General features: G+C 25.9%; 20 protein-coding genes. 11 read left to right on the forward strand and 9 right to left on the reverse strand.

From position 1 onward, the window contains the following. Positions 1 to 42 precede the first annotated feature (42 nt). Positions 43 to 1,095 carry a hypothetical protein gene (locus tag ACPKM0_RS02990; protein ID WP_472473319.1) on the forward strand — a complete coding sequence of 351 codons (1,053 nt, stop codon included), beginning with the start codon at positions 43 to 45 and terminating at the stop codon, positions 1,093 to 1,095. On the opposite strand, the gene ACPKM0_RS02995 is transcribed toward ACPKM0_RS02990, so the two are convergent. The 6 genes from ACPKM0_RS02995 to trkA all read right to left on the reverse strand — a co-directional run bounded on the left by ACPKM0_RS02995 (position 1,092) and on the right by trkA (position 6,901). Further along, complete coding sequence (locus tag ACPKM0_RS02995; protein WP_472473320.1) at positions 1,092 to 1,904, reverse strand: metal ABC transporter permease; 813 nt, start codon at positions 1,902 to 1,904, stop codon at positions 1,092 to 1,094. The two genes, ACPKM0_RS02990 and ACPKM0_RS02995, sit on opposite strands and share 4 nt — an antisense overlap. A gap of 13 nt (positions 1,905 to 1,917) precedes the next feature. Further along, the gene (locus ACPKM0_RS03000; protein WP_472473321.1) at positions 1,918 to 2,676 is read right to left on the reverse strand and encodes a metal ABC transporter ATP-binding protein; all 759 of its coding nucleotides are present in this window, start codon (positions 2,674 to 2,676) and stop codon (positions 1,918 to 1,920) included. Then, positions 2,676 to 3,524, reverse strand: coding sequence for a metal ABC transporter solute-binding protein, Zn/Mn family (locus ACPKM0_RS03005; RefSeq protein ID WP_472473322.1), 849 nt, complete (start codon positions 3,522 to 3,524; stop codon positions 2,676 to 2,678). Before ACPKM0_RS03005 ends, ACPKM0_RS03000 begins: the two co-directional genes overlap by 1 nt. 73 nt (positions 3,525 to 3,597) lie before the next feature. Further along, positions 3,598 to 4,023 carry a Fur family transcriptional regulator gene (locus ACPKM0_RS03010; RefSeq protein WP_472473323.1) on the reverse strand — a complete coding sequence of 142 codons (426 nt, stop codon included), beginning with the start codon at positions 4,021 to 4,023 and terminating at the stop codon, positions 3,598 to 3,600. Between the two features lie 71 nt (positions 4,024 to 4,094). Continuing rightward, positions 4,095 to 5,552 (reverse strand): TrkH family potassium uptake protein, encoded by a 1,458-nt coding sequence (locus ACPKM0_RS03015; protein ID WP_472473324.1) that lies wholly within the window; start codon positions 5,550 to 5,552, stop codon positions 4,095 to 4,097. Then, positions 5,552 to 6,901: a Trk system potassium transporter TrkA gene (trkA, locus tag ACPKM0_RS03020; RefSeq protein ID WP_472473325.1), complete on the reverse strand. Its 1,350-nt coding sequence runs from the start codon at positions 6,899 to 6,901 to the stop codon at positions 5,552 to 5,554. Before trkA ends, ACPKM0_RS03015 begins: the two co-directional genes overlap by 1 nt. A 340-nt stretch (positions 6,902 to 7,241) precedes the next feature. Between trkA and ACPKM0_RS03025 the strand changes: the two genes are divergently transcribed. The 6 genes from ACPKM0_RS03025 (at position 7,242) to miaA (ending at position 11,591) form a co-directional block, all read left to right on the forward strand. Beyond that, positions 7,242 to 7,412, forward strand: a complete 171-nt coding sequence (locus ACPKM0_RS03025) for a hypothetical protein (RefSeq protein WP_472473326.1) — start codon at positions 7,242 to 7,244, stop codon at positions 7,410 to 7,412. Positions 7,413 to 7,476: 64 nt separating this feature from the next. Next, positions 7,477 to 8,937 (forward strand): Mur ligase family protein, encoded by a 1,461-nt coding sequence (locus ACPKM0_RS03030; protein ID WP_472473327.1) that lies wholly within the window; start codon positions 7,477 to 7,479, stop codon positions 8,935 to 8,937. A gap of 8 nt (positions 8,938 to 8,945) precedes the next feature. After that, positions 8,946 to 9,815: a YicC/YloC family endoribonuclease gene (locus ACPKM0_RS03035; RefSeq protein WP_472473328.1), complete on the forward strand. Its 870-nt coding sequence runs from the start codon at positions 8,946 to 8,948 to the stop codon at positions 9,813 to 9,815. Between the two features lie 10 nt (positions 9,816 to 9,825). Continuing rightward, positions 9,826 to 10,347, forward strand: coding sequence for a (d)CMP kinase (cmk, locus tag ACPKM0_RS03040; RefSeq protein ID WP_472473329.1), 522 nt, complete (start codon positions 9,826 to 9,828; stop codon positions 10,345 to 10,347). A gap of 121 nt (positions 10,348 to 10,468) precedes the next feature. Further along, a complete protein-coding gene (locus ACPKM0_RS03045) occupies positions 10,469 to 10,681 on the forward strand; it encodes a hypothetical protein (RefSeq protein WP_472473330.1) in 213 nt (70 codons plus the stop codon). Continuing rightward, positions 10,662 to 11,591, forward strand: coding sequence for a tRNA (adenosine(37)-N6)-dimethylallyltransferase MiaA (miaA, locus tag ACPKM0_RS03050; RefSeq protein WP_472473331.1), 930 nt, complete (start codon positions 10,662 to 10,664; stop codon positions 11,589 to 11,591). Before ACPKM0_RS03045 ends, miaA begins: the two co-directional genes overlap by 20 nt. 314 nt (positions 11,592 to 11,905) lie before the next feature. On the opposite strand, the gene ACPKM0_RS03055 is transcribed toward miaA, so the two are convergent. From ACPKM0_RS03055 to ACPKM0_RS03065, 3 genes are read right to left on the reverse strand one after another with little or no spacing between them, the layout of a single operon-like run. Next, positions 11,906 to 13,471 carry a hypothetical protein gene (locus tag ACPKM0_RS03055; protein ID WP_472473332.1) on the reverse strand — a complete coding sequence of 522 codons (1,566 nt, stop codon included), beginning with the start codon at positions 13,469 to 13,471 and terminating at the stop codon, positions 11,906 to 11,908. A 2-nt stretch (positions 13,472 to 13,473) separates the two neighbouring features. Further along, the gene (gene amrB, locus ACPKM0_RS03060) at positions 13,474 to 14,310 is read right to left on the reverse strand and encodes an AmmeMemoRadiSam system protein B (RefSeq protein ID WP_472473333.1); all 837 of its coding nucleotides are present in this window, start codon (positions 14,308 to 14,310) and stop codon (positions 13,474 to 13,476) included. Positions 14,311 to 14,348: 38 nt separating this feature from the next. After that, positions 14,349 to 15,767, reverse strand: coding sequence for an NFACT RNA binding domain-containing protein (locus ACPKM0_RS03065; RefSeq protein ID WP_472473334.1), 1,419 nt, complete (start codon positions 15,765 to 15,767; stop codon positions 14,349 to 14,351). Positions 15,768 to 15,985: 218 nt separating this feature from the next. On the opposite strand from ACPKM0_RS03065, the gene ACPKM0_RS03070 reads away from it, so the two are divergent. From ACPKM0_RS03070 to ACPKM0_RS03085, 4 genes are all read left to right on the forward strand, one after another. Beyond that, a complete protein-coding gene (locus tag ACPKM0_RS03070; RefSeq protein ID WP_472473335.1) occupies positions 15,986 to 18,298 on the forward strand; it encodes a GumC family protein in 2,313 nt (770 codons plus the stop codon). 137 nt (positions 18,299 to 18,435) lie between these two features. Next, on the forward strand, positions 18,436 to 20,280 hold the full coding sequence (locus ACPKM0_RS03075; RefSeq protein ID WP_472473336.1) for an FG-GAP repeat protein: 1,845 nt from the start codon (positions 18,436 to 18,438) through the stop codon (positions 20,278 to 20,280). 66 nt (positions 20,281 to 20,346) lie between these two features. After that, entirely contained in the window at positions 20,347 to 21,210 is an 864-nt protein-coding gene (locus tag ACPKM0_RS03080) for an AraC family transcriptional regulator (RefSeq protein WP_472473337.1), read from the forward strand. A gap of 101 nt (positions 21,211 to 21,311) precedes the next feature. Then, positions 21,312 to 22,679 (forward strand): hypothetical protein, encoded by a 1,368-nt coding sequence (locus ACPKM0_RS03085; protein ID WP_472473338.1) that lies wholly within the window; start codon positions 21,312 to 21,314, stop codon positions 22,677 to 22,679. The last annotated feature ends 1 nt before the right edge of the window (position 22,680 follow it).

The raw sequence follows: 22,680 nt of genomic DNA on the forward strand, positions 1-22,680 counted from the left end.
AATATTAATCTTATTGAAGAAAATTTATAATGAGGAGAGCTTGTGAAAAAAAAATTATTATTAATTTTATTACTATCTTGTTTTTTAGATCAAGTTTTTTCAAGTGATGTTCTAATTCTTTCTACAAATTCTATTGGTATGGCAAATGCCGGTTTAGCTGACTCAGAGAGTTTTATAAGTCCAACTTATTTAACCGATCGTGATGAAAATTCTCCATCTGTAATTACTACTTTTTCTTTTTTAGAAGAATTGACGCTTGATGAGCTTTCAACTCCTTATGGATATTTCCAATATCCTGAATTAGATATGGGGGCTACTGTTTATGGTACTAATTTAGGTTTAACTTTAAATATTGATAATTATTTAGAAGACAGAGAGTATGATGAAGATTATTTATCTTATACTGCATATAATCAATTTACAATTCAGCTAGATTGGGGATATAAAATTAATAATTTTGATTTAGGTATGAGAGTTAAAGCTTCAAGCATTAGTAAAAGAACTAATTTTGATTTGAGAACAAATTATTTATTTTTAGCTGATTATATAGTTAATACTTTTTTCTCTAATTATACTTCTGTATCTGATTCTGATTTCTTTAGCTTAGGTCTTGCTTTTAAATACAATGTAAATGATAATTTTAGCTTTGCATATTATAGTGAATCAGATTTAGATTTAACCTCAAATTCCAATACTAATGAGTTACTTTCTTATCTTGAATCTAGTAGTGTAGGTATAACTTACATTAGTAACAAATATACAATTACTAATCAGTTAAATCCTTTAGTATATAAAATTTGTATAGATACTGTATATCTTGGAGATCCTACTAATAGAGAGTTACGTATTGGTAATGAAATAAAAATGCAGTTAGGTAATAATAATAATTTAGCTTTTAGGTTTGGCTACTATGAGCCAAAAGATACTATTTCAGACTTTTTTAGCTTTGATATATCACAAGGAACAACTACCTTTGCACTTTCTTATGATAATCTTGATTTCTCAATTGTAGGTGATTTTGAAATTCCAGTTGAATCCTATTCTGATTTAGATAATGGAATTACTTTTGGAATTAGTTCTAATTTTTATTTTTAACTATTAGTATTTAACTTTTTTGTAAACATATATGTTAAGAAATATATAAATGCTGAGAAAATAACTATAGTTGCACCAGATGCTATATCAAATATATAGGAAAGATATAGTCCAAATAGAGAATTAATTAATGAAATTAATATAGCTATAATCATTCTAGAATTTAATCTTTCGCTTACTAAAGCAGCTGTTGCACTAGGTGCACAAACTAAAGTTATTAACATGATTATTCCAGATACTCTAATAAGTATTACAACTGAAAAAGCTATTATTATTAATAATATGTATTCCAAAAAAGATGTGTTTAATCCATTAATTTTTGCCATTTCTTCATCAAATAAATATATTTTCCAATCTTGAAAGAAGATTGTTAATAATATTAACACAACTACAGTTAGAATTACCATGTTGATTAAATCTATTGAATTAACACTTAAAATGTTGCCAAATAGATAGGAGTTCATATCAGGTGGATAACTATCCATAAAAGAGATAAACAATATTCCTAAAGCCATTCCTACAGACCAAAAAAGCGCTATAATTACTTCACTATGTTTAAAGCTAGATTTTCTAACTTTACCAATTGATAAGGCTGAAATTAGAGAAAAAAGAAGGGCACCGATTAAAGGATTAAAATTTAATAGATATCCAAGACCAACCCCGCCATAGGCAGTATGAGCGATCCCACTACTCATTAAGATTAATTTTTTTTCAATTATTATTGTTCCAATAATTCCACAGACAATACTAGATAGTATTATTGCAAATAATGCATTTTGTATGAATTGATAATTTAAAATAGTTAGCATTTAATTTTCCTTTTTAATGGTGTTCTCCAAAAACTCTATGTGGTATTCCATGAGCTAGTAAGTCTATTGGGCATCCATACATTTTTTCAATAGTATGCTTAGATAGTTTAGGCCCACCGTGATATATTAAATCAGTATTGATACAGGCAATATTCTTCACTTTTGAAGATATTGCCATAGTATCATGGCTAACCATTAAAATTGTAGTTCCTTTTTTGTTCAAAGAATCTAAGAGATTATATATAATATTTCTTGAATTAGGATCAACGTTTGCAGTTGGTTCATCTAAAAATAATAACTGTGGATTTCTAACAATTGCTCTTGCAATTAATAAACGTTGGAATTCACCACCTGATAGTTTTTGAATTTGTCTATCCTTTAAATCTTCTATATCTACCTTTTTAAGTGCATCGATAGATTTTTGAATGTCTATTTTCGTATATTTATAAAAAGGATTTAAAGATTTTTTTAAATTAGATCCAAGAACAACTTCTAAAACACTGATAGGGTAAGTTCTATCAACTTTTGCAATTTGTGGAACATAAGATATCATGGATTTGCTATCTCTTAGTGGTTTATCAAATAATAAAATCTCTTTACTACTGTGATCAACTAAATTTAAAATAGCTTTTAATAATGTTGTTTTACCACCACCATTAGGTCCAATTATTCCAAGATAATCACCCTTTTCTATATCCATATTAATGTTTTTTATTGCAAAATGATTTCCATATTTTACAGATAAATTCTTTACGCTTACTGCTTTATCCATTAAAAATTTTCCTTAAAAGTGTTTGCCATTATAATTAAGTTTTCAACATAATTAGGGCTTAAAGGGTCTAAAAGAATTGCTTCTCCTTTTAGTTCTTTACTTATTGAAATACTTTTTTCACTTGCTATTTCTGCTTGATAATATAAATTTGTAATTCCTAATTCTTTGGCTTTATTAATTGTTGCAATTAGTGATTTAGGTGTTATTTCTTTACCTTCTTCTTCAATTGATAACATATTCAAATTAAAATCATCTGCAAAATAACTAAAAGCTGGATGATAAACTAAAAAGCTTTTATTTTGACTTGTTTCTAAACTCTTCTCTATTTCTACAATAGCAGCATTTATTTCTTTTTTAAATGCAGCAGCATTCTCTTTGTAAAAATTTTCATTTTCACTGTCTAATAAAGATAATTCTCTCTCTATTATATCAACCATAATTAATACTCTTTTAGGACTTAACCAAATATGAGGATCTCTTGATTGACCTATATAAATTGGTGGATATACTTCTTCAACTTCATTTGCTAAATATATAACTTTAGTATTTTCTTTATTTACCATTGGTAGTATATTAAATTCTTCACTTAATACTCCAATTGAAAAATAAAGGTCTGAATTTTCAAATTCTATTCTTTGTTTTGGGGTAGGTTCGTAATTCTCAGGGGATGAGCCTTTTGGTATAAGTGTTACTATATCAACTTTATCTTTAGCAATCTTTTCAACAAATGTAGCTTGAGGTATAATAGAAACAGCTATTGTTGGTTTTGTTATCTCTTCTGTTTGCCCTGAAGAAAAAAGAGGGTATATAAATAGTAAACTTAAAAATAATAATAAATTTTTTTTCATAAAGATTTCTCCTAAAATGCAACTGATTTGCATTTTTAAGATAATACTATAATTTAATTGTGTCAATAATATTCTATTTACAATGTTTGTTTTTCTTTTTGCAGTCTTCACAAAGTCCAAAAAGGATTGAAGATGCACATGTTAAATCAAAGTTATGATCTTTTTGTAAATGTTCTACAAATTTTTGCATTGTGTCACAATCAAGGTGAATAACTTTACCACATTCAGTACATTGCAAATGTAGGTGATCTTCATGGATATAATTATGTTTTCTTAATTGGTAATAATTTTTAGTTCCATCAGTTGAAGGGAATTTAAGAACAATATTATTTTTTGCTAATTTTTCAAGGTTCCTATAAATAGTTGTAATATTCATATTTTTACCTTTAACTTTTAAATATTCTAAAATTTCATCGGCACTCAATGTTGTATCTAGATGATTTTCTAGAATATCTATTATATATTCTTTGTTTTTAGTTTTATAACCGTTGGATCTCAAAATAAACCTCTAAGTGTTTTTCTTTATTATACTATTTATTTACTACAAATCAATATAGTATGTTAAAAAGATTATTTTTTCCAAAATTCTTTAGTAAATAAAATAAATACTGAGAATATTTCTAATCTACCAATTAGCATTAAAAAGGAGAAAATCCAATGTGCCCAATTAGGAAAAGATGCAAAATTACCTGTTGGTCCTACAGCTCCAAATCCTATCCCTATATTTCCTAAAGTAAGTAGGGTTGAAGCTAAGCATGTTTCTACACTAACTCCTGTTAATGATATTAAAACAGATGAGAAAATCCATGTTGCTATATAAACACCACAAAATGCTGATATACTTCTAAGTACATCTTTTGAGAGAATTTGATTACCACTTTTGATTGGGAAAACTCCATTTGGATGTAGTTGAGATTTCATTTGATAATGTGCTTGCTTTACAATAGTTGATACTCTAATAACTTTCATCCCTCCACCAGCACTACCAGCGCATCCGCCTATAAACATCATAACTAAAACAAACATCATAGAGAATCTAGGCCAAAGTAAATAATCAGTGGTGGCAAAACCTGTTGTTGTAATAACTGAAGCTAATTGGAAAGCAGCAAATCTAAGGGATGTAAAAAAGGAAGTATAATATCCTTTATAAGTTAAGTAAAAAGCACAAAGTAATGTACATATACCCCAAATTCTTAGATAACTTTTTAATTCACCATCTCCCCATACTTCACTAAACTTTCTTTTTATGAGTTTGAAGTAAAGTGCAAAGTTAGCCCCAGATGCCATCATAAATATTGTAACAACTACATCAACATAGGCACTGTTAAAACTACCTATAGACGTGTTTTTAACACAAAATCCCGCAGCAGACATTGTTGAGAAAGCTACTGTTGTTGCTTCATAAAGACTTAATCCACCGAGTCGAAGTAATATAGTTTCTAAAACAGTGAATCCAAAGTAAATTGACCAAAGAGCAGCTGCAGTATTTTTAGTTTTAGGTGTTAATTTACCTTTAACAGGCCCTACAGATTCAGCGCCCATTAAATAAATACTCCCACCGATACCCATAGCAGGTAATAATGCTACAAATAAAACAACAACACCCATACCACCTAGCCAATTTGTAAAGCTTCTCCAAAAGAGTATGCTTTTAGCAGCTCCTTCTATATTAGTAAAACAGGTTGCGCCAGTTGTAGTAAATCCACTCATTATTTCAAAATATGCACTATCATAAGTAGAAAATTCTTTGCTGATAATTAGTGGTAAAGCACCAAAAGCTGTAATTGTTATCCAGGTAAGAGTTACAACTAAATATCCATCTCTACCTTTAATTTCATTATTTGTGTGATTTTTTGTTAAAAATAAAGTAGAACCACTAAATATAATTATTGAAAGAATAGCAAAGAAGAAACCTTTTACAGCTAAATCTTCACCGTAATTTAATCCAATGAATAGGGGGATTAACATGGTTGCACCAATTGCTAATAATATAATAGCAATAATTCTAATATCTTGTTTTATATTCATTAAAATATACCTAAAATATGATTAATTGCTTTTTGGGTTGTTATAATTATTAATTTATCATTTTCTTCAAGTTTATAAGTCCCATTAGGAATAATAGTATTGCCATCATTTTTAATTATACCTGCAATAATACCTTTTCCTTTCATGTTAATTGATTTTAATTGCTTGTTTATGACTGGACTATCTTTTGATAAAATTAATTCAATGGATTGCATTTGACCATCAAAGAGGGAGTGTATGTTTTTAACATTGTCACCGTGTAAATATCTTGTAATAGAATCTACAGCAACTTTTTGTGTTGAAATAACATCATCGATATTTAAATGCTTTGCCATTCTAATATAATTATTATTTGATTTAATTAATGCCATTGAGTAAGAGATACCAACTTGCTTTGCATAGCTTGCTACTATAATGTTTAATTCATCACTATCTGTTATTGCAATTAATAAATCGAAGTTGAATAAATTGCATTCTTTAAATATTTCTTCGTCTGTTATATTACCGTTTACAACTAAAATTTCTGGAAAATCTTGTGCAAATTTTTCACAAACTGTTTTGTTTCTGTCAATTAAAGTGATATTAGATCTTTCTTTAGGAGTAAATTTATTTAATAAAAAGTTAGTTGTTTGGTTTCCACCAACTATTACAACTTTTTTTGCTTTAGTTTTATTTACTCCAATATTAGATAAGATTTTTCTACTTTCATTTTGTTTTGCTACAAAAGTAATTAAATCATCTATTTTTAGTTTAGTATTCCCACTTGGTATAATCGCTTTATTGTTTCTTAAAATTGCAGCAATTATAAAATTTTGTTTTATTTTCTCATTTATGTCTTTGATACTTAAATCATGAAAGGGGAAGTCTTTAGTTAATTCAACTGTGTATAATAGCAATTTAAAATTGTTAAAACTTATTGTGTTTTTAAACACACCTTGAACTATTTCAGTATATATGTGAGATGCTATTTCTTCATCTGGATTTACTATGTGATTTATACCTAGTAAGGAATTATTATTTTCATCTCTATAACCTAGTAAAGATAAATTCTTTACACTACATATTGTTTGTGGGATTTTAAATTCATCTTTTGCCATTGCGGTTGAGATTAAATTAATTTCATCATTACCTGTTATAGCAATAAATACATCACTTTCTCTAACCCCTGCTTCTTCAAGGTCTGATAATGAAATTCCATTACCAGAATAAGCGATACAATCTATTCTTGCCATAGCTAAATCTGTTTGTTTTTCATTTGTGTCTATTATAGTAATATCATTGTCTTCAAGAGATAATGTGTTTGCTAATCTAAGTCCTCTTCTTCCTGCACCTAATATAATAATTTTCATAACCAATCAATCATATATTTTATTGAGTATATATACAAGGTTGATATATAAATAAAAGTATTACTTATTTATTATAAAAATTATTAATAGAATAATTAATTATTTGCTGAATAATTAATTAAAAATAAGAAAAAAACTATGTGTTTTAATATATTATTTTTATAAACCTAATATTATAAAAAAATTAAATTTATTTAAAAAAAATAAAACATTTCTCTTTTTTTTGTTAAAACCTTTAAAAAATAGTATGTTCTGACCTAAGAAATAAGATGTATCTTGACAGAACACCATTTTAAGTACTATTATCACCATTAGTTATTGAAATTTCAAGGAGAATATTATGTCCAAAGCACATAGAGGAACAGGCATCCGTCACGAACATAATCAAGGAAAAGGTACTTGCCCAATTTGTAAGAGAACAAATATCAAAGTACTTTACGAAGCAACAATTGATGAAGAAAAAGTAATGATTTGTAAAGCTTGTAATGCTCAAAGAAAGAACTCAAAATAATTCTTTCTTTATTTTAAAGAGAGACTGTCATTAGGGCAGTCTTTTTCTATTTGTAGGTGTTTTTATGATAAATTATTTCTTAGTAGGAATAAAAGGAAATGGAATGTCTTCCTTAGCTCTAATAATTAAAGAGCAAGGGGGTAATGTTTTTGGCGTTGATAAAAACACCTATTTTATCTCACAAGAAAAATTAGAAAATGCTAATATTAAGATATATAGTGAATTTGATATTTCTTTAATTAATGAGAATATTGATGTAGTAATTTATTCAACAGCTTATAAAAATCATCCTTTAATAAAAAATTTGAATGAAAAGTATGATACTTATTCATATGTAGAATACTTAGCATTTCTTACAAAAATGTCTAAATCTTATGGTATAAGTGGTACTCATGGGAAAACTACAACTTCCGCAGCTACTACTTTTTCATTAAGTTATAAAAGTCGAAAGAACTTTCCATTTTATTCCATTTTTGGATCTTCACTACTTAATGATAATCCTTATACCTTTCAAGGAAATAAAGCTTTTTTATTAGAAGCTTGTGAATATGAAAATCATTTTCACAAATATAACTTAAATGGTGCTGTTATAACTTCTATTGATTTTGATCATCCTGATTTTTTTAAAAGTGAGAAAGATGTTATAGATAGTTTTTTACAATTTGCAATAAATATAAAAAAAAATGGTTTTTTGATATTAAATGTAGATGATAAAAATATTAAATCATTACTTAAGACAATAAAAGAGATTCGTCCTGATTTAAATGTAATAACTTATGGTTTTTATGATAATTCTATTTTTCGTCTAGAAAAAGATACTTTATCATCTTCTTATAAAGTTAGAATTACACATGATGAATTATATAATATTAAATATTTTAATAGAGCATTAGTTAATGATATATTAGCAGCAGCTATTTTTTCAACTTGCATTTTATTAGATAGTGATGAAGTTAATTTGTACTTAAATGAGAATGATATAATTAGTGATGAAGTATTTACTACAGTTTTTAGATCTTCTTTCAAAGCTTTAGAGAACTTTAATGGAGTAAAAGGTAGATTAGAATTAAAAGCAAATTATAATAATATTATCTTTATAGATGATTATGCACATCATCCTAGTGAAATATTTGTATTGATTAATGAAATAAAGCAAAGATATCCAAATAGAAAATTATTTGCTGTATTTTCTTTTCATACTGCAAGTAGAACAAAAGCCTTGTATAAAGATTTTTTACAAGTTTTATTGCTTTTTGATAAGTTGATAATTACAAAAACCTTTATGAGTGCTAGAATGGATAAGGATGAAGATAATTTAGATAGAAAAATGGTAAAAGATTTGAATTCTAAGTTGTTAAAGAGCTATAAAGTAAGATTAGCTAGTGTGATTTATGTAGAAAATGAAGCTGAACTTCCATCAATCATATCTTCAATGATAGAGGTAGATGATGTTTTTATTTCATTAGGTGCTTCTAATAATGATACTTTATATAAAGATGTGATTAATGAATTAAAAAAAAGGTAGAAAAAAATATGACAAGTATGACAGGTTATGGATGTGCCCAAACATCTAATGAAGAAATTCAAATGCAAGTAGAAATAAAATCTGTTAACAACAGATATTTAGATATAATGCATAATATTCCTTATTATTTATCTGCTTATGAAATGGATATTGATAAAAAGATAAAAAGTGTTGCAAAGAGAGGAAGAATTGAAGTTTCAGTTAGAGTTAGAGTATTAAAAAATGACGTTAAAGTAGTTGTTGATGAAGAGATAATCAACCAGTATGTACTAGCTTTTAAAAAAATAAATGAAGTCTCTCAAGTACATAGTATCCCTCAATTAAGTGATTTTTTAAGTGCAGAAGGGGCACTAACTAATGTTAAAGATACAGATACTGAAAAATTTGAAGGGCCTCTCTTCTCTCTTCTTGAAGAAGCACTAATTCAATTTAAAGAAACTAAAAAGAGAGAAGGTGAATCTACTAGATTAGATTTAAAAAACTCTAAAGATAAAATTGTTGAAAGCCTTGAAATAGTAAAGAGCCGTGCTAGTGAAATTGAAGAAAATGTTAAAACAACACTTACTAATAAGATAAATGAAGTATTAGAAGAGCAAAGTTATGATGAAAATAGAGTCTTACAAGAAGTTGCACTAATGCTTGTAAAGCTTTCAGTAAATGAAGAAATAAATAGATTAGGTGTTCATCTAGAAGCTTTTGATAACTTACTTAACTTAGATGAAAGCGTAGGAAAAAGAATAGATTTCTTATGTCAAGAAATTAATAGAGAAATAAATACAATTGGTTCAAAAAGTCAAATAGCTGAATTGAATTTAGAAGTTGTTAGAATGAAAGACAACTTAGAAAATATAAGAGAACAAGCAAGAAATATAGAATAGAGGAAAATAAATGAGAATTGCAATTAGCGGGAAAAGTGGTTGCGGTAATACCACTGTATCAACTAAATTAGCACAAAAGTTGAATTATAAACTTATTAATTTTACATTTCGAAATTTAGCAAAAGAAAAAGGTGTTGAATTTTGGGATTTTTGTAAAATGGCAGAAGAAGATGATTCTTTTGATATTGAATTAGATAACAGACAAGTAAAAATGGCTATGGATGAAGAGAACTGTGTATTAGGTTCACGTTTAGCTATTTGGATGTTAAAAGAAGCTGATCTTAAAGTTTATTTGTATGCTAGTGATGAAGAAAGAGCTCAGAGAGTTTATAAAAGAGAAGGTGGAAGTTTCACAACTCGCTTAGAACAAACTCAAATGAGAGATAAAAATGATACAAATAGATATCAAAGAATTTATTCAATCGATAATAATAAATATGATTTTGTGGATTTAGTTGTTGATACTGATAATAAATCACCTGATGAAATTGTTGATATTATAGTAAAAAAAGTGAATGAAATATCACAATAAATAATATAAGTTTAATTGTTTTTATAATTAGGACTATACATTTTGATGTTTTTTTTCTATTATAATGAAGTTCGAATAGATATTTTTTAAATATCTAAAAATAATATTAAGGAGCCTCCTGGTGAATAAAGTTCCATTAGATGAATTAATCGATTTTAAAGATAATATTTATGAAATTACATGTGTTGCTATTAAAGAAGCAGATATCTTAAGTAACCCTGGTTGTGGTGGTAAAGAAATCGAAGAAAATAATGGTAAAATTGTTAGTGAAGTTCTATATAGAGCTCTAAACGGTGAAATCAAATATACAAAAGTTGAAAACTCAGACAACTAATCCATTTGAAAAAATAATATTTTTATTCGGTCCAACTAGTGTAGGTAAAACAAATCTTTTATCTAAGTTGGATCCTAACAAATTTTCTGTAATTAATGCCGATTCCATTCAAGTCTATAAAGGGCTTGATATAGGGTCGGCTAAAGTTACTGAAGATATTTTAAAAAAAATTGATCATTATATGATTGATATTCTAGATCCTAGAGAACAATTCACTGTAGCTACCTTTATAGAAGAAGCAGATAAAGCTGTAAAAAAAATACATTTAGAAAATAAAATTCCTGTAATCAGTGGTGGTACTGCTTTCTATTTCAAACATTTTTTGTATGGATTGTCAAACGCACCTGCATCCTCTATTGAGATACGCAAACAAGTAGAAACTTTTATATTAGAAAATTCTCTTGAGACCGCTTATGCTTATTTAGAAAAAGTTGATCCTATTTCACATAATAGAATTAATCAAAATGATAAATATAGAATAAGTAGAGCTTTAGAAGTATACCTAACTTGTAATAAACCGCTTTCTTCTTTTGATCTTCCTGATACCTATAGAAATGATATGAATCCTTTAATTATTGGTTTATATAGAGAGAAAGAGATAATGGATAAAAGACTTCGTCTTCGTTTTGATATCATGATGAAAGATGGCTTATTAGATGAAATTAGATATTTAGTATCACATGGAGCTAATGAATCTTGGCCTGGTATGCAGGGTATTGGTTATAAAGAATTTTTCCAAGCAATGAAAACCGGAGAATTAACAGTAGCTCAAGTTGGAGATTTAATAGTTCATAATTCTAGAAAATATGCAAAAAGACAATATACATTCTTTAAATCATTTAAAAATGTTAATTGGATGAATGCAAAAGATGAAAAAGAAATATTAACAAAAATAAATGACTATATTTAGTAAAATAAGCATGTAATAAGTTATTTTTGGATATTTATTGTATATTTATTTATTATATAAGGAAATAAAATTAATTGTTACTTTAATTAAAAAAAATATTATATTTTTATTTACTTATCTATTGACATAAGTTACAAGGTTGTGTAATATACAAATGTGATTAGGAAAAACTATAATATTAAATCCCCCAAATTTAAACATTATTTATCCTAAGAAACAAAATATATATATAAACCTCCTTTTAAATTTCCACCTAGATTCTCCTCTAGGTGGTTTTCTGTTTTAAAGTTTTATTATAAGAATATAAATTAAAATTAGTTATATGTTGCATTTAGATAAATATCTTCAATTATAGATTTAGTTTCTCTCAAATCCTCTTCCTCTATATATTCAGTATCATAAGAACTAAATGTTGGAACTAATAAAGTATCTACATATTTCATATTAGTTTGTTGTATGTCACTTATTTCATACCAACCTCTATCATTATAGTTGAAGGTAAATATTTCAGATTGCATAAATCTATAGCAATAATAAAAATCATCATCTTCATTAGCTATACCTTCTTCTTCACTTATTTCATCATTAAGAGGGTAAGGGGAATAAAAAATACTATCAACTTTATATTGATTTTCATTTATTTGAGTTATTAAAATATCGTCAATACCATAAATTAAGTATTGATCATTAATAGGTGGCATACCTTTTTCTACCCAAGTAACAGGATTAACAACAGAATCAACTTGCTCATAAGCCATTCTAGTTTGTCTAGTTACGAAAAGTGTTGTAATTTCATTAGAAATAGGGGACTTAGTTCCTCTTTTTAAGCTTGCTTCAAGTTTTTGAACATCTAAATTATTTTGAGCTTCATAGTAAGCATTAATAATACCATTTTGATCAAAAGAAGCAGTATAAGGAGGAGCTAATGCTTCTTTTATTCTTGAGGTTGTGAAACCTATAACAGCTATAGAGATTAAAGTTATAATAATTATTAGAGTACCTCTTTTTCTTAAAAAAACTCTTCTTTTTTCATTTTTCAAATAATTATTAATAGTTTTTGAAATTTTATCATTTTCTAATAATGTCTCAATATCAATTTTAGTATACGCTTTATTCTCTAAATCCCAAGAAATATCTTTAAATCTTTCAATAAACCATTTTAAGGCAATTTGAGGCTCTAAGTTTGATGAAATATCTCTAATTTTACTAATGCTAAGATGTAAAATCTTATCTATTTTATTAGATAAATCAGAATCTACACTAATATCTAATGCATTAACTAATAAATCTAAGTTAATAGCATTATACTTATTTTCTCTAACAGTAGTAAATTCATAAGGTCTAATAGAAGTCATAGCAAAATAGTATAGTTGTGCCATTTGATCAATTAGAGTGAAAGAAGGTAATAAATTTGCATGAATAAAATAATTTGCATTATCATATCTAACTTTTTCATTTGAAGTAGAAGAGAAAATATCGCTTAAAGTTCTAGGTAAGATTAATATACCATCATCTTTAGTAAAGTAAATTCTCCATGCACTAATAATACCATTTTGCAAATCTAAAAATGATGAATCCAACAAAGAAAGGGCTTTTGCTAAATTAAGTATTAATTTAGGAGCTATATTTCTTTTAGAAAAAGCAATTTCTGCTAAAGGGTAGAGTTCTAAAGGTTCAAAGTATAAACATTTTTTATCATTGTATGTTGTAAAACCTTCCCAGTACCATTTTTCTAATTTATCATCTTTATAAATAAAACCTGGTTGTTTTTCGCCCTGTAATAGAAATGATGGTAATTCACAGTTTTTATCACTAAAAGTAATAGCACTATAATTTTTGTCTTCAATTTGTAATTTAATAATATCTTTATTTGTGAACATGTTTAGTCCTTTATTTTTGCAGTTATATGATAAACGCACTTATTATCTATATCATAATTTGTAATAATTTTTGAAATTTGTTTTTCTACTTCAATTAATTGAATTTTGAAAGATTTATTTTTATAAATTTTAGTTTTAAGAAGAGAATCAATAATACCACTTGCACAACTATCGATAATTTTCTGTTTTTGAAGTTGTAACAATTTTTCTCCTGATTCTAAACTTTTAATTAATGAATTTGCTTTTTTATAAGAAAGGTCATTCTTTTGATAAGAAGATGCATTTCCACTAATAATTATCAATGTTTTATCATCGATTAATTTATTTAAAAAAGTACTAAAATTTTTACTTTGAGTAGAATTTTCAATTATGGAGCAAATAGGAACAACTTTTTTATCCTTAAAATAATGTTGAATCATTATATATAATTGTTCAAAAGATGATTCTTCTTCAAAGTATGTAGCGTTTTTCATTGAAGAGGTAAAATATGAATTAATAAATTCAGTATCTAAATTAAGATTTCCTAATGGAGTAATAATAGTTTCATATTCAGGTACAAAAATATTTATATTTGAATTTTCATTAATATTTTTTAAGTGAGAGGGTGCTAAGATTAAAATTCTCTCAAAATCATCTTTCATCGAAGTAAAAGAATTAACTAATAAAGGGAGAATGAATTCATAACTCGCATGGGGGATTAAAAAAACTTTGCTAGATTCTTTATTTGTTGCTTTGTATATTTCTTCTGTATCATTTATTAACTTATTTAATAAATCTTTATCTGATGGATAAAAAATATCATGATGTATAGTTTTTTCAATTTTATGTATTTTTCTCATTAAATTCTCCAATAAAATATATATTATATATTATCCTTTTATTTTAAAAGTGTATTTAATCTTTTTTCATCATATTTAATGTTAAGGTTTTTCTCTTGAGTTGGTAAAACAAGGCCTAATGGTCCATTTTTAGCTCTTCTTAAATATTTTACTTGAGTATAATATAAATCACAAACCTTTTGACCCCGGGCTTTTGAATAGAAAATAGCAAGGTTTGCTGCATCTAATAATACATCTAAAGGAACTGTTTTATTTCTTATAAATTTAATAAATACATAACCTCCACTATAATCTCTAGTATGGAGCCAATAATCATTTCCTTTAACTTTCTTTCTTAATAGTTGGTCATTTTCTTTTGCATTTCTACCAACTAAAATAGTGAATTTCCCACTAATAAAAGATAAACCTATTTCATTTTTTTCAAGTTTTTGTGTTGGCTCTTGAGTTTTAAGTGCTTTTTTTAATTTTCTAATATCTTGTATTTCGTTATCACTTAAAGTTAGTATTTGATTAAAATAGTTTTTTGCTTTCTCATAATCTTCTTTAGCTTTTTCCCATTGTTCTAATGCATTATTATATGATCCTTTATTTTTATGATATTTTTCATATAATTCATTAAGGTTTTCTTCTTTAGTTAAGTTGGGGTTTAATTTTAAAGTTACATCACTGTTATCTTCCCAGGATGTTAATGTTATTGAGGAAGAATTTGGTTTAACCAAATATAAATAGGCAGATAATAAATCAGCTTCTTTTTTAATGCTTTCAAAATCTTTAGTACTTTGTAGTCTTTTATAAAGAGAAGTTACACTTCCTTCTAGTTTTTTTAATTTATTATCTTTAATAGCTTCTACTTTAGCTACTAATTGTTCTAAAGTAAATTCTGTACTAATTTGACCATATTCTTTTTCAATTTGTTCATTAAAAGATAATTTTTCATCTCGCTCTCTTATATTAAACTTATCATTTAAAACTTTAGGAAGAGAAACTTTAAATTCTCCATTAGTAACATCTCCTCTATTAGGTCTTCTATACAAAGAATCAAGAATAATATTATTTTCATCAACTATTAAGATATTTGCAGCAGGTCCACTGTACAATCTAAAATATATATAAAAAATAGTATCCCTTTTTCTAAGAGTTAACTTTAAGATTCTATCGCCTTTAATGCATTCACTATCAATAATTAATGCACCTTCAACATTTGCTCTACAAAATTGAACAAAACGTTGTAGTTTTTTAGTTTTTTCTCCTTGAGGGGGAGAAGTTAATTTTGTACTTCTATGAATTCTTGCGTAAGGAGTATTTAATTCAGTATATAGTGTCCATTGTTTAGTTGAGCTACTATGTAAAATCCAAGAAAGACTATGAAAATCATGTTGAATAACTTTTTGAATTCTTGAGTTTTTTAGAGGTAATTCACTCACAATTAGCTCTAATTCTTTCCAATTTAATGACATACTATTCTCCAAATAATTATATAAGCTTTATTTAATAACTAAAATATAACTTATACTAAAGGTAATAAACAATAAAGAAATATACAAATGATAAAATGAAGATATATTTGTAATATATGTTGAAAATGTGTGTTTAATAAAAAAAATTGCTTTTAGAAATAAAATATAGTATTATAACTTAAATTTATAAAAAAAAATAAGATTTAGGGGACTAATATTTGGTTGAGCTTAATAAAACGGAAGAATTTGAAGAAGGTATTAGTTTATTTGAGATATTTGAATTAATTTATCGAAGGAAAATTCTACTACTACTAATAATTGTTTTATCATTTATAAGTGGAATAATATATCTAAATTTTACAGAAAAAAAATATCAAAGTACTGTCACCATATTAGTTGATCCTATAAAAAAAAGTTCAACTATTGGAAGTGTTTTATCGTCTGATTTTTTTGATTCGAGTGATGATATTTCAACAGAAGTCCAATTATTAACAAATATTACAACATTAAGTGATGCTATTTCCTATCTAGATTTATCTAAATATTCTACAAGTGAAGGTGTTTTATATTCTGAAATAAATATTCTTTCTTTTATTAAGAATGAAGTTAGTGTTAATTTAGTTAAAGATACTAATTTAGTTGAAGTATCAATTACAGATTCTAATCCTAATTTTGCAGCTGACTTTGCTAATGTATTAGCAATTAGTTTTAACGATATATTATCTAAATTTAGTACGGATTCTAAAAATACTCAAATCTTATTTTTAGAAGAACAAATTCCTGAAGTCGAATTAGAATTAAAAGAAGCTAATGATAAGTTATTTGAATATAAGGCAAAAACTGGTATAGATTTTTTATCAAATAATTCAGCAACTTTAGTTAACAATATTTCATATTTAGAAATGAAGAAAAAGCCATTAGAATTAGAATATTTTGAGAATTTACTTACAATAGAGGAATATCAAGAAAGTTATAATAAATTATTACCTTCTTTAGAAATTTGTAAAAACGATACTTATATTAATTCTTATTTAAATAGTTATAAAAAAGCAAATAAAGAGATAATATATTTTGATTTATCTTCAAATATTAATTCATGGAATACTACTAATTTATCTGTTGTAAATGATAATTTAAATGATACAGTTAATCAAAGAATTTCTCAATTAAATAGTCTAATGAATGAAGCTGAAAATCTTATAATCAATAGATTAGATGAGATACATGAAGCATATGAAATTGAAATAGATGATTATTTAATTAGTAAATACAATTTAATAATTTTAGATACACTAACTTGTGAACTTGCAATAGAAAATATTGAAAATGCAATTATTAGTTTTGAAGATAATTTTAATCAACTACCTGAAATAGAAAAAGAGTTAAGTACATTACAAAGCGATGTTGATTCTCTAGAGGCTATTCGAAAAGAATTGAATTCTCTTTTAGAACAAGTATCATTAACAGCTGCTGCAAATACCAATAATGTAAAAATAGTAAGTCCAGCTGTTGTTTCAGTTAATGAGGTAAGTCCTAATAAATTATTAATTTTAGCTGTAAGTATATTATTAGGAGCTGCTTTAGGCTTTCTTTTATGTTTATTACTACATATGATAGATGATACAATTCATACAGTAGATGATTTAAAAGTTGTTTTAAATAATAAAATACCATTATTAGGTTGGATACCCTACGTTATAGTAGATAAAAAGTGTCTAAAAAAACAAAATTATAAAAATTCATCAATGATTATGATGGATAATTATGTTGATTCATATATCTATGAAAGATATAAATTAGTAGCTTCAAATATTTTATATGGGAAAAGTAAATCTAATAAGATTATTGCTGTTACAAGTTCATTAGTTAATGAAGGTAAAAGTCATTTAGTTGCAAGTTTAGGTATATGTCTTAGTAATAGTGGTTATAAAGTTTTATTAATTGATGCTGATTTAAAAGCTCCTTCCCTTAGAAAGCAGTTTGGACTAAAACATGATAATAATGGATATATTAACTTGTTTGAAAATAATGATGATTTACATAAAGCGATAGTAACACCTTATCCAAGTTTAGATAATTTAAAACTTATTTCTCCAGGTAAGTCAGAGCTTTCTTCATCAATTTTTATGAAAAATACTTTATATAAAGAAAAGTTAGATTATGTTAAAGAAAATTATGATTATATCTTAGTCGATTTGCCTCCTTTTGAGTTTGCACTAGAATTAAAGCGATTTATGCACATTATAGATTCAATATTGATTTGTTCTCGTATAGGTATTTGTACAAAAACTAAATTAAATATTTTACTTGAAAATTTAGGTGAATCTGAAGATAAAATTGGTGGTGTAATAGCAACTGCTTGCCCAAAAGAAAGTGTTAAAAAATATGTGCATAAATATGATTCTTATTATCGTAATTCATCATATAGAAGTGAAATGGACAAAGATAAACAATCTTGTTTCTCTGTAGTAAAAAAAGAGAAACAAATGAAAAAAATATATAAAAAATCTTTAAAATCTAAAAATAAGTAATACTTTTTTTCACAAATTATAACAAATTTGTTATTTATATTTGACTTTCAACTAATAATCTTCCAAAATTTAGTTATGTTAGTTAAATTAATAAAATATTAATTTATCATTTGCGATTATTTATAAAGGATAATTAAATGAAAAAGAATAAACAAAATTGTATTTTTGTTCTACTAAGTTTTATTTTAATTACGATTTTATCATCATGTCCTTTTGATGATGATATAGATATAAAAAAGAGTAGAGTTGTTTTTGATATTATAGATATTAATAACAACATGTTTGTTCCGACTACTAAAAATTTAAATATCACAAAATATATAGTAACTGGCGTAAATGATAGGGGAGAATCTTTTGTTCCTCAAACTTTTTATACATCTAAAATTAATATAGTAAATGTAAATCATGGGTTTTGGACTATTAATATAGATGGGTATAATAGTGATAATGAAAAAGTTGAAACTAAAACTATAAACATAGAAATAAGAAAAGATTATATAGAATTAGATAGAGTTGAAATGGAGATGGTTGAATATCAAGGTGAGGGTGATTTTAATCTCACTGTAAATTGGGTAGATGATGATATAGGCATTGAAAGACTAAAACTTGTATTAAATTCTAGATTTGGTGGTGATAAAATTTTTGAAATTGATGTAAAAGATATAAGTTCTATTGATAATATAAAAACCATTAATAAAAATATTTCAGATTTACATGTCGGAACTTATCTTGTAAGTCTTGATTTTCTCCCATCTAGTAATGAAACTCTTTTGAACAATTTAATTAATAATACTTTGCATATTTTCAACGATCATGAGTCCCTTGGAGTTATTGATGTAGATAGATCTGTATTCTTTAATGAAGAAAAAATAGTAATAGAAGAAATAAATGAGAGTGCTGTTTTTGGATTTGATGTTTCTATATACGGTGATACTTTTATAGTAGGTGCCCCAAGTGAAGAAGAAAATAATAATGGGGTTGTATATATCTTTAAAAACGAAGTAGATAAATGGAATAAAATTAAAGAGCTAACTGCTATAAATAATGCAGTTAATGATAACTTTGGCATTTCTGTGGATATTTATAATAATACTATAATTATAGGAAATAATTATAATAATTTAGATAATAAAGGATATGCATATATCTATAAATATAATACAGATTGGGATTATGTAGAGACTCTAACATCTAATGAAGAAAATGACGATTTTGCCATTGATGTTGATCTGTCTGATAATATAGCTATAGTTGGAGCTCCTAGCTATCAAAATAAATCTGGTGCAGCTTATATATATACAGTTGAAGAGGGTATCTATAAAGAAGTTATTAAACTTAATCCAAGTGATTTAAATTCTAATGATCAATTTGGTACAACTGTTGCAATAAACGATAAGTTTGCAGTTGTAGGTTCCCCATATAATGATACTAATGGTGAAGATGCTGGTTGTATATATATTTATGAATTAAATGGCTCAAGCTGGAGTGAAATAGGTAAAATACAAAGTGAAGATATTAATAAAGGTGATATGTTTGGCAATTCTGTAGATATATATGATGATATAATAATAGTTGGTGCTATACATAATAAAAATAGTAAGAATGACTCAGTTGGTAGTGCTTATATATTTGAAAATGATGGCGTAAATTGGGTTGAAAGCTTTAAGTTTCAAGAAGATGATTGTTATGATGGCGATGAATTTGGAACTTCTGTTTCTATTGATGGTGATACAATCATAATTGGTAAACTAAGTTTTAGTGAAGAGGGTGAGTCTACTAATGCTGTTTATGTATATAAGAGAGAAGTAGATGGAGGGTGGAAAAAGTATTGTAAATTTACTCCTAGTGAAGATAAATATATAAACAATGATTTTGGAGACTCTATAAGTATAAATTCAAACAATGTTTTAGTTGGAGCTCCTCTAGATTCTGAAATTGAAATTGATAGTGGTAGTGCATATATATATAAAATGGAATACTGAAATACAAAATTTAATTAATGCTAATAATATATATATGTTATATAATATCAAAAACTAGAGGGCTAAATGACTAAATTTAATTCAAAGAAAGAAGATTTTTTATTAGATACTAACTTTCCTTTTAAAATATTTAATTCAAATAAAGATAAAAAGACATATGATTATTTACATTATCATGATTGTTTAGAAATAAACTATGTAATAGATGGTAGTGGTGTTAATTTTATAGATAATACAACTTATTTAATGAATAAAGGAGATCTATATATAATTAACAATCTATCTCATCATATGGCAATTTCAAATGGTTTTTTAGATATGAAGATAATTACTTTTAATCCAGATTTTATATTTTCAAATGATATTAGAGATTTAGAATATCTAAAGCCTTTTTATCAAAATAGTATAAGGGATAATAATCAAATAAAACTTGATGGCATTTATAAAGAAATTGCACTTAATTTAATTAAAGAAATAGAAACTGAATACAATAATAAAACTGCTGGATATCAATTATTTATTAGATCCGAGTTAATGGAATTATTAGCTATTATTTATAGATGTAATAAAGTTAATGAATGTAGTGGTATATTAACTAAAGAACAATTTGAATTTGAAAAGATTAGGGATTCTATAGAATATATTAATAATAATTATAAACAAGATATTATCTTAGAAGAATTAGCTAGTATTTCTAATATGAGTAAAAATTATTATTGTACTTTTTTTAAAAAAGTGATGAACATGACTACAATTCAATATATAGATTTGATTAGAATTAATAAGGCCTGTCTATTACTTAGAACTACCTCTAAATCTATATTAGAAATAGCAGGAGAATGTGGATATAATAGCTTATCTAGTTTTAACTCAGCTTTCAAAAAAAACACTTTAACTAATCCTAGAAATTATAGAAAGGGTAATATTTAATTAAATCGTAATATCTCATAAGTTTTTCTAAAAATCCAATAAGATTTCTACAATAATGCATTTTATACTTCTAAGCATAAATAAAACTTATGGAGTATTTTATGATTAAAAAGGCAATGGATTGTAAATTAAATGTTAAACCCTTAATGGGTGTATTAGTTCATAGTGGTTTCTGGGAAGGCCCTTGCAGGGGTGGTATTAAAGAAGAAATGATGCCAGAAATAGAAATGAAAAGAGCCAAACTAACTTATGAAAAATGTAAAGAAGTATTGAAGTACCTAAATCCTGAAATTAATGTCTTAGAACCTGTTTTTGTACCGTATTATGAAACATTTGTAGTAGCTGATGATATTGTTGATAAAATAAATAAAGATATTAATGAAACTGACTGTATTATGGTACTAAATCAACGTATACCAAAAATTGAGAGATTTAATAAACCTGTTATTTCATATACTCATGCTGTAAGTGGAGCTGATACTTGTGCATATTTAAGAAGTATAAATAGAGAAGCTTATTATGCTATTGATACAAATGAGTTAAATGAGGTTTTACATAAATTATGGGTTAAAAAAGCATTAAGTAAGACTAGGGCTTTAATATTAACAGCAGGGGAAGTTCCAACTTGGGGATTACTAAGTAATATAAAAGATTTAGAAGGTTTAAGAAGTAATTTTGGATTTGAAGTTGTAAAAAAACCATTTACAGATATTTTTAAATGGATGGATCAAATAAGTGATGAAGAAGCTAAAAGTCTAAATGATAAATTACTAAATAACTCTAAGGAAAATAGAATAAAGAAAGAGTACTTTATAAATGATATTAAATATTATTTAGCAGCTAAAAAAATGCTTGAATTCTATAATTGTAATGCATTTTCTACCGCTTGTGTCGAACTTTGTGTTTCTAAAATTCCTCAAGAGCGAAAATTTGTACCATGTGTTGCTCATTCTTTATTTAAAGATGAAAAAATACCAAGTGGGTGTGAAGAGGATTTAAATGCATTACTAGCTATGACAATTATGATGTATAGCTCTAAGAAACCTGCATTTATGGGGAACCCTTTGTATGAAAATGATGAAATGATTACTTTACATCATTCAGTCCCTTGCTTGAAAATGAATGGATATGATAAGAAAGATCTTGAATATAGTATTTATAGTTTTACAGGGCAAAATTTTGGAGGAAAAATTCAAATAGATTTTGCACAAAATGAAAGTGAAAAGGTTACAATATGCCGATTCGATCCAACAGGGAAAAAAATGTTACTAAAAACTGGTAATGTTTTAAAGAGTGAATATACTGATTATTACTGTAGTCCTTATTACTATATTCAAGTAGATGATGCTAGAAAATATATACATAACATTATGAATTTTGGACATCATCAAGTTTTAATTTTTGGTGATTATACAAAACAATTAAATGATGTAGCATCTCTACTAAATTTTGAAATTGTAAATGGTTAGA

Origin of the sequence: Pleomorphochaeta sp., assembly GCF_050031695.1 — a bacterium.
In the GTDB taxonomy this organism is placed as follows: Bacteria; Spirochaetota; Spirochaetia; order Sphaerochaetales; family Sphaerochaetaceae; genus Pleomorphochaeta.

Coding starts and splice junctions, on each gene's coding strand:
- ACPKM0_RS03030 (WP_472473327.1), top strand. CDS start 7,477: ATGATAAATTATTTCTTAGTAGGAATAAAAGGAAATGGAATGTCTTCC.
- ACPKM0_RS03080 (WP_472473337.1), top strand. CDS start 20,347: ATGACTAAATTTAATTCAAAGAAAGAAGATTTTTTATTAGATACTAAC.
- ACPKM0_RS03085 (WP_472473338.1), top strand. CDS start 21,312: ATGATTAAAAAGGCAATGGATTGTAAATTAAATGTTAAACCCTTAATG.
- amrB (WP_472473333.1), bottom strand. CDS start 14,310: ATGAGAAAAATACATAAAATTGAAAAAACTATACATCATGATATTTTT.
- ACPKM0_RS02995 (WP_472473320.1), bottom strand. CDS start 1,904: ATGCTAACTATTTTAAATTATCAATTCATACAAAATGCATTATTTGCA.
- ACPKM0_RS03005 (WP_472473322.1), bottom strand. CDS start 3,524: ATGAAAAAAAATTTATTATTATTTTTAAGTTTACTATTTATATACCCT.
- trkA (WP_472473325.1), bottom strand. CDS start 6,901: ATGAAAATTATTATATTAGGTGCAGGAAGAAGAGGACTTAGATTAGCA.
- ACPKM0_RS03065 (WP_472473334.1), bottom strand. CDS start 15,767: ATGTCATTAAATTGGAAAGAATTAGAGCTAATTGTGAGTGAATTACCT.
- cmk (WP_472473329.1), top strand. CDS start 9,826: ATGAGAATTGCAATTAGCGGGAAAAGTGGTTGCGGTAATACCACTGTA.
- ACPKM0_RS03035 (WP_472473328.1), top strand. CDS start 8,946: ATGACAAGTATGACAGGTTATGGATGTGCCCAAACATCTAATGAAGAA.
- ACPKM0_RS03025 (WP_472473326.1), top strand. CDS start 7,242: ATGTCCAAAGCACATAGAGGAACAGGCATCCGTCACGAACATAATCAA.
- ACPKM0_RS03075 (WP_472473336.1), top strand. CDS start 18,436: ATGAAAAAGAATAAACAAAATTGTATTTTTGTTCTACTAAGTTTTATT.
- ACPKM0_RS03000 (WP_472473321.1), bottom strand. CDS start 2,676: ATGGATAAAGCAGTAAGCGTAAAGAATTTATCTGTAAAATATGGAAAT.
- ACPKM0_RS03055 (WP_472473332.1), bottom strand. CDS start 13,471: ATGTTCACAAATAAAGATATTATTAAATTACAAATTGAAGACAAAAAT.
- ACPKM0_RS03015 (WP_472473324.1), bottom strand. CDS start 5,552: ATGAATATAAAACAAGATATTAGAATTATTGCTATTATATTATTAGCA.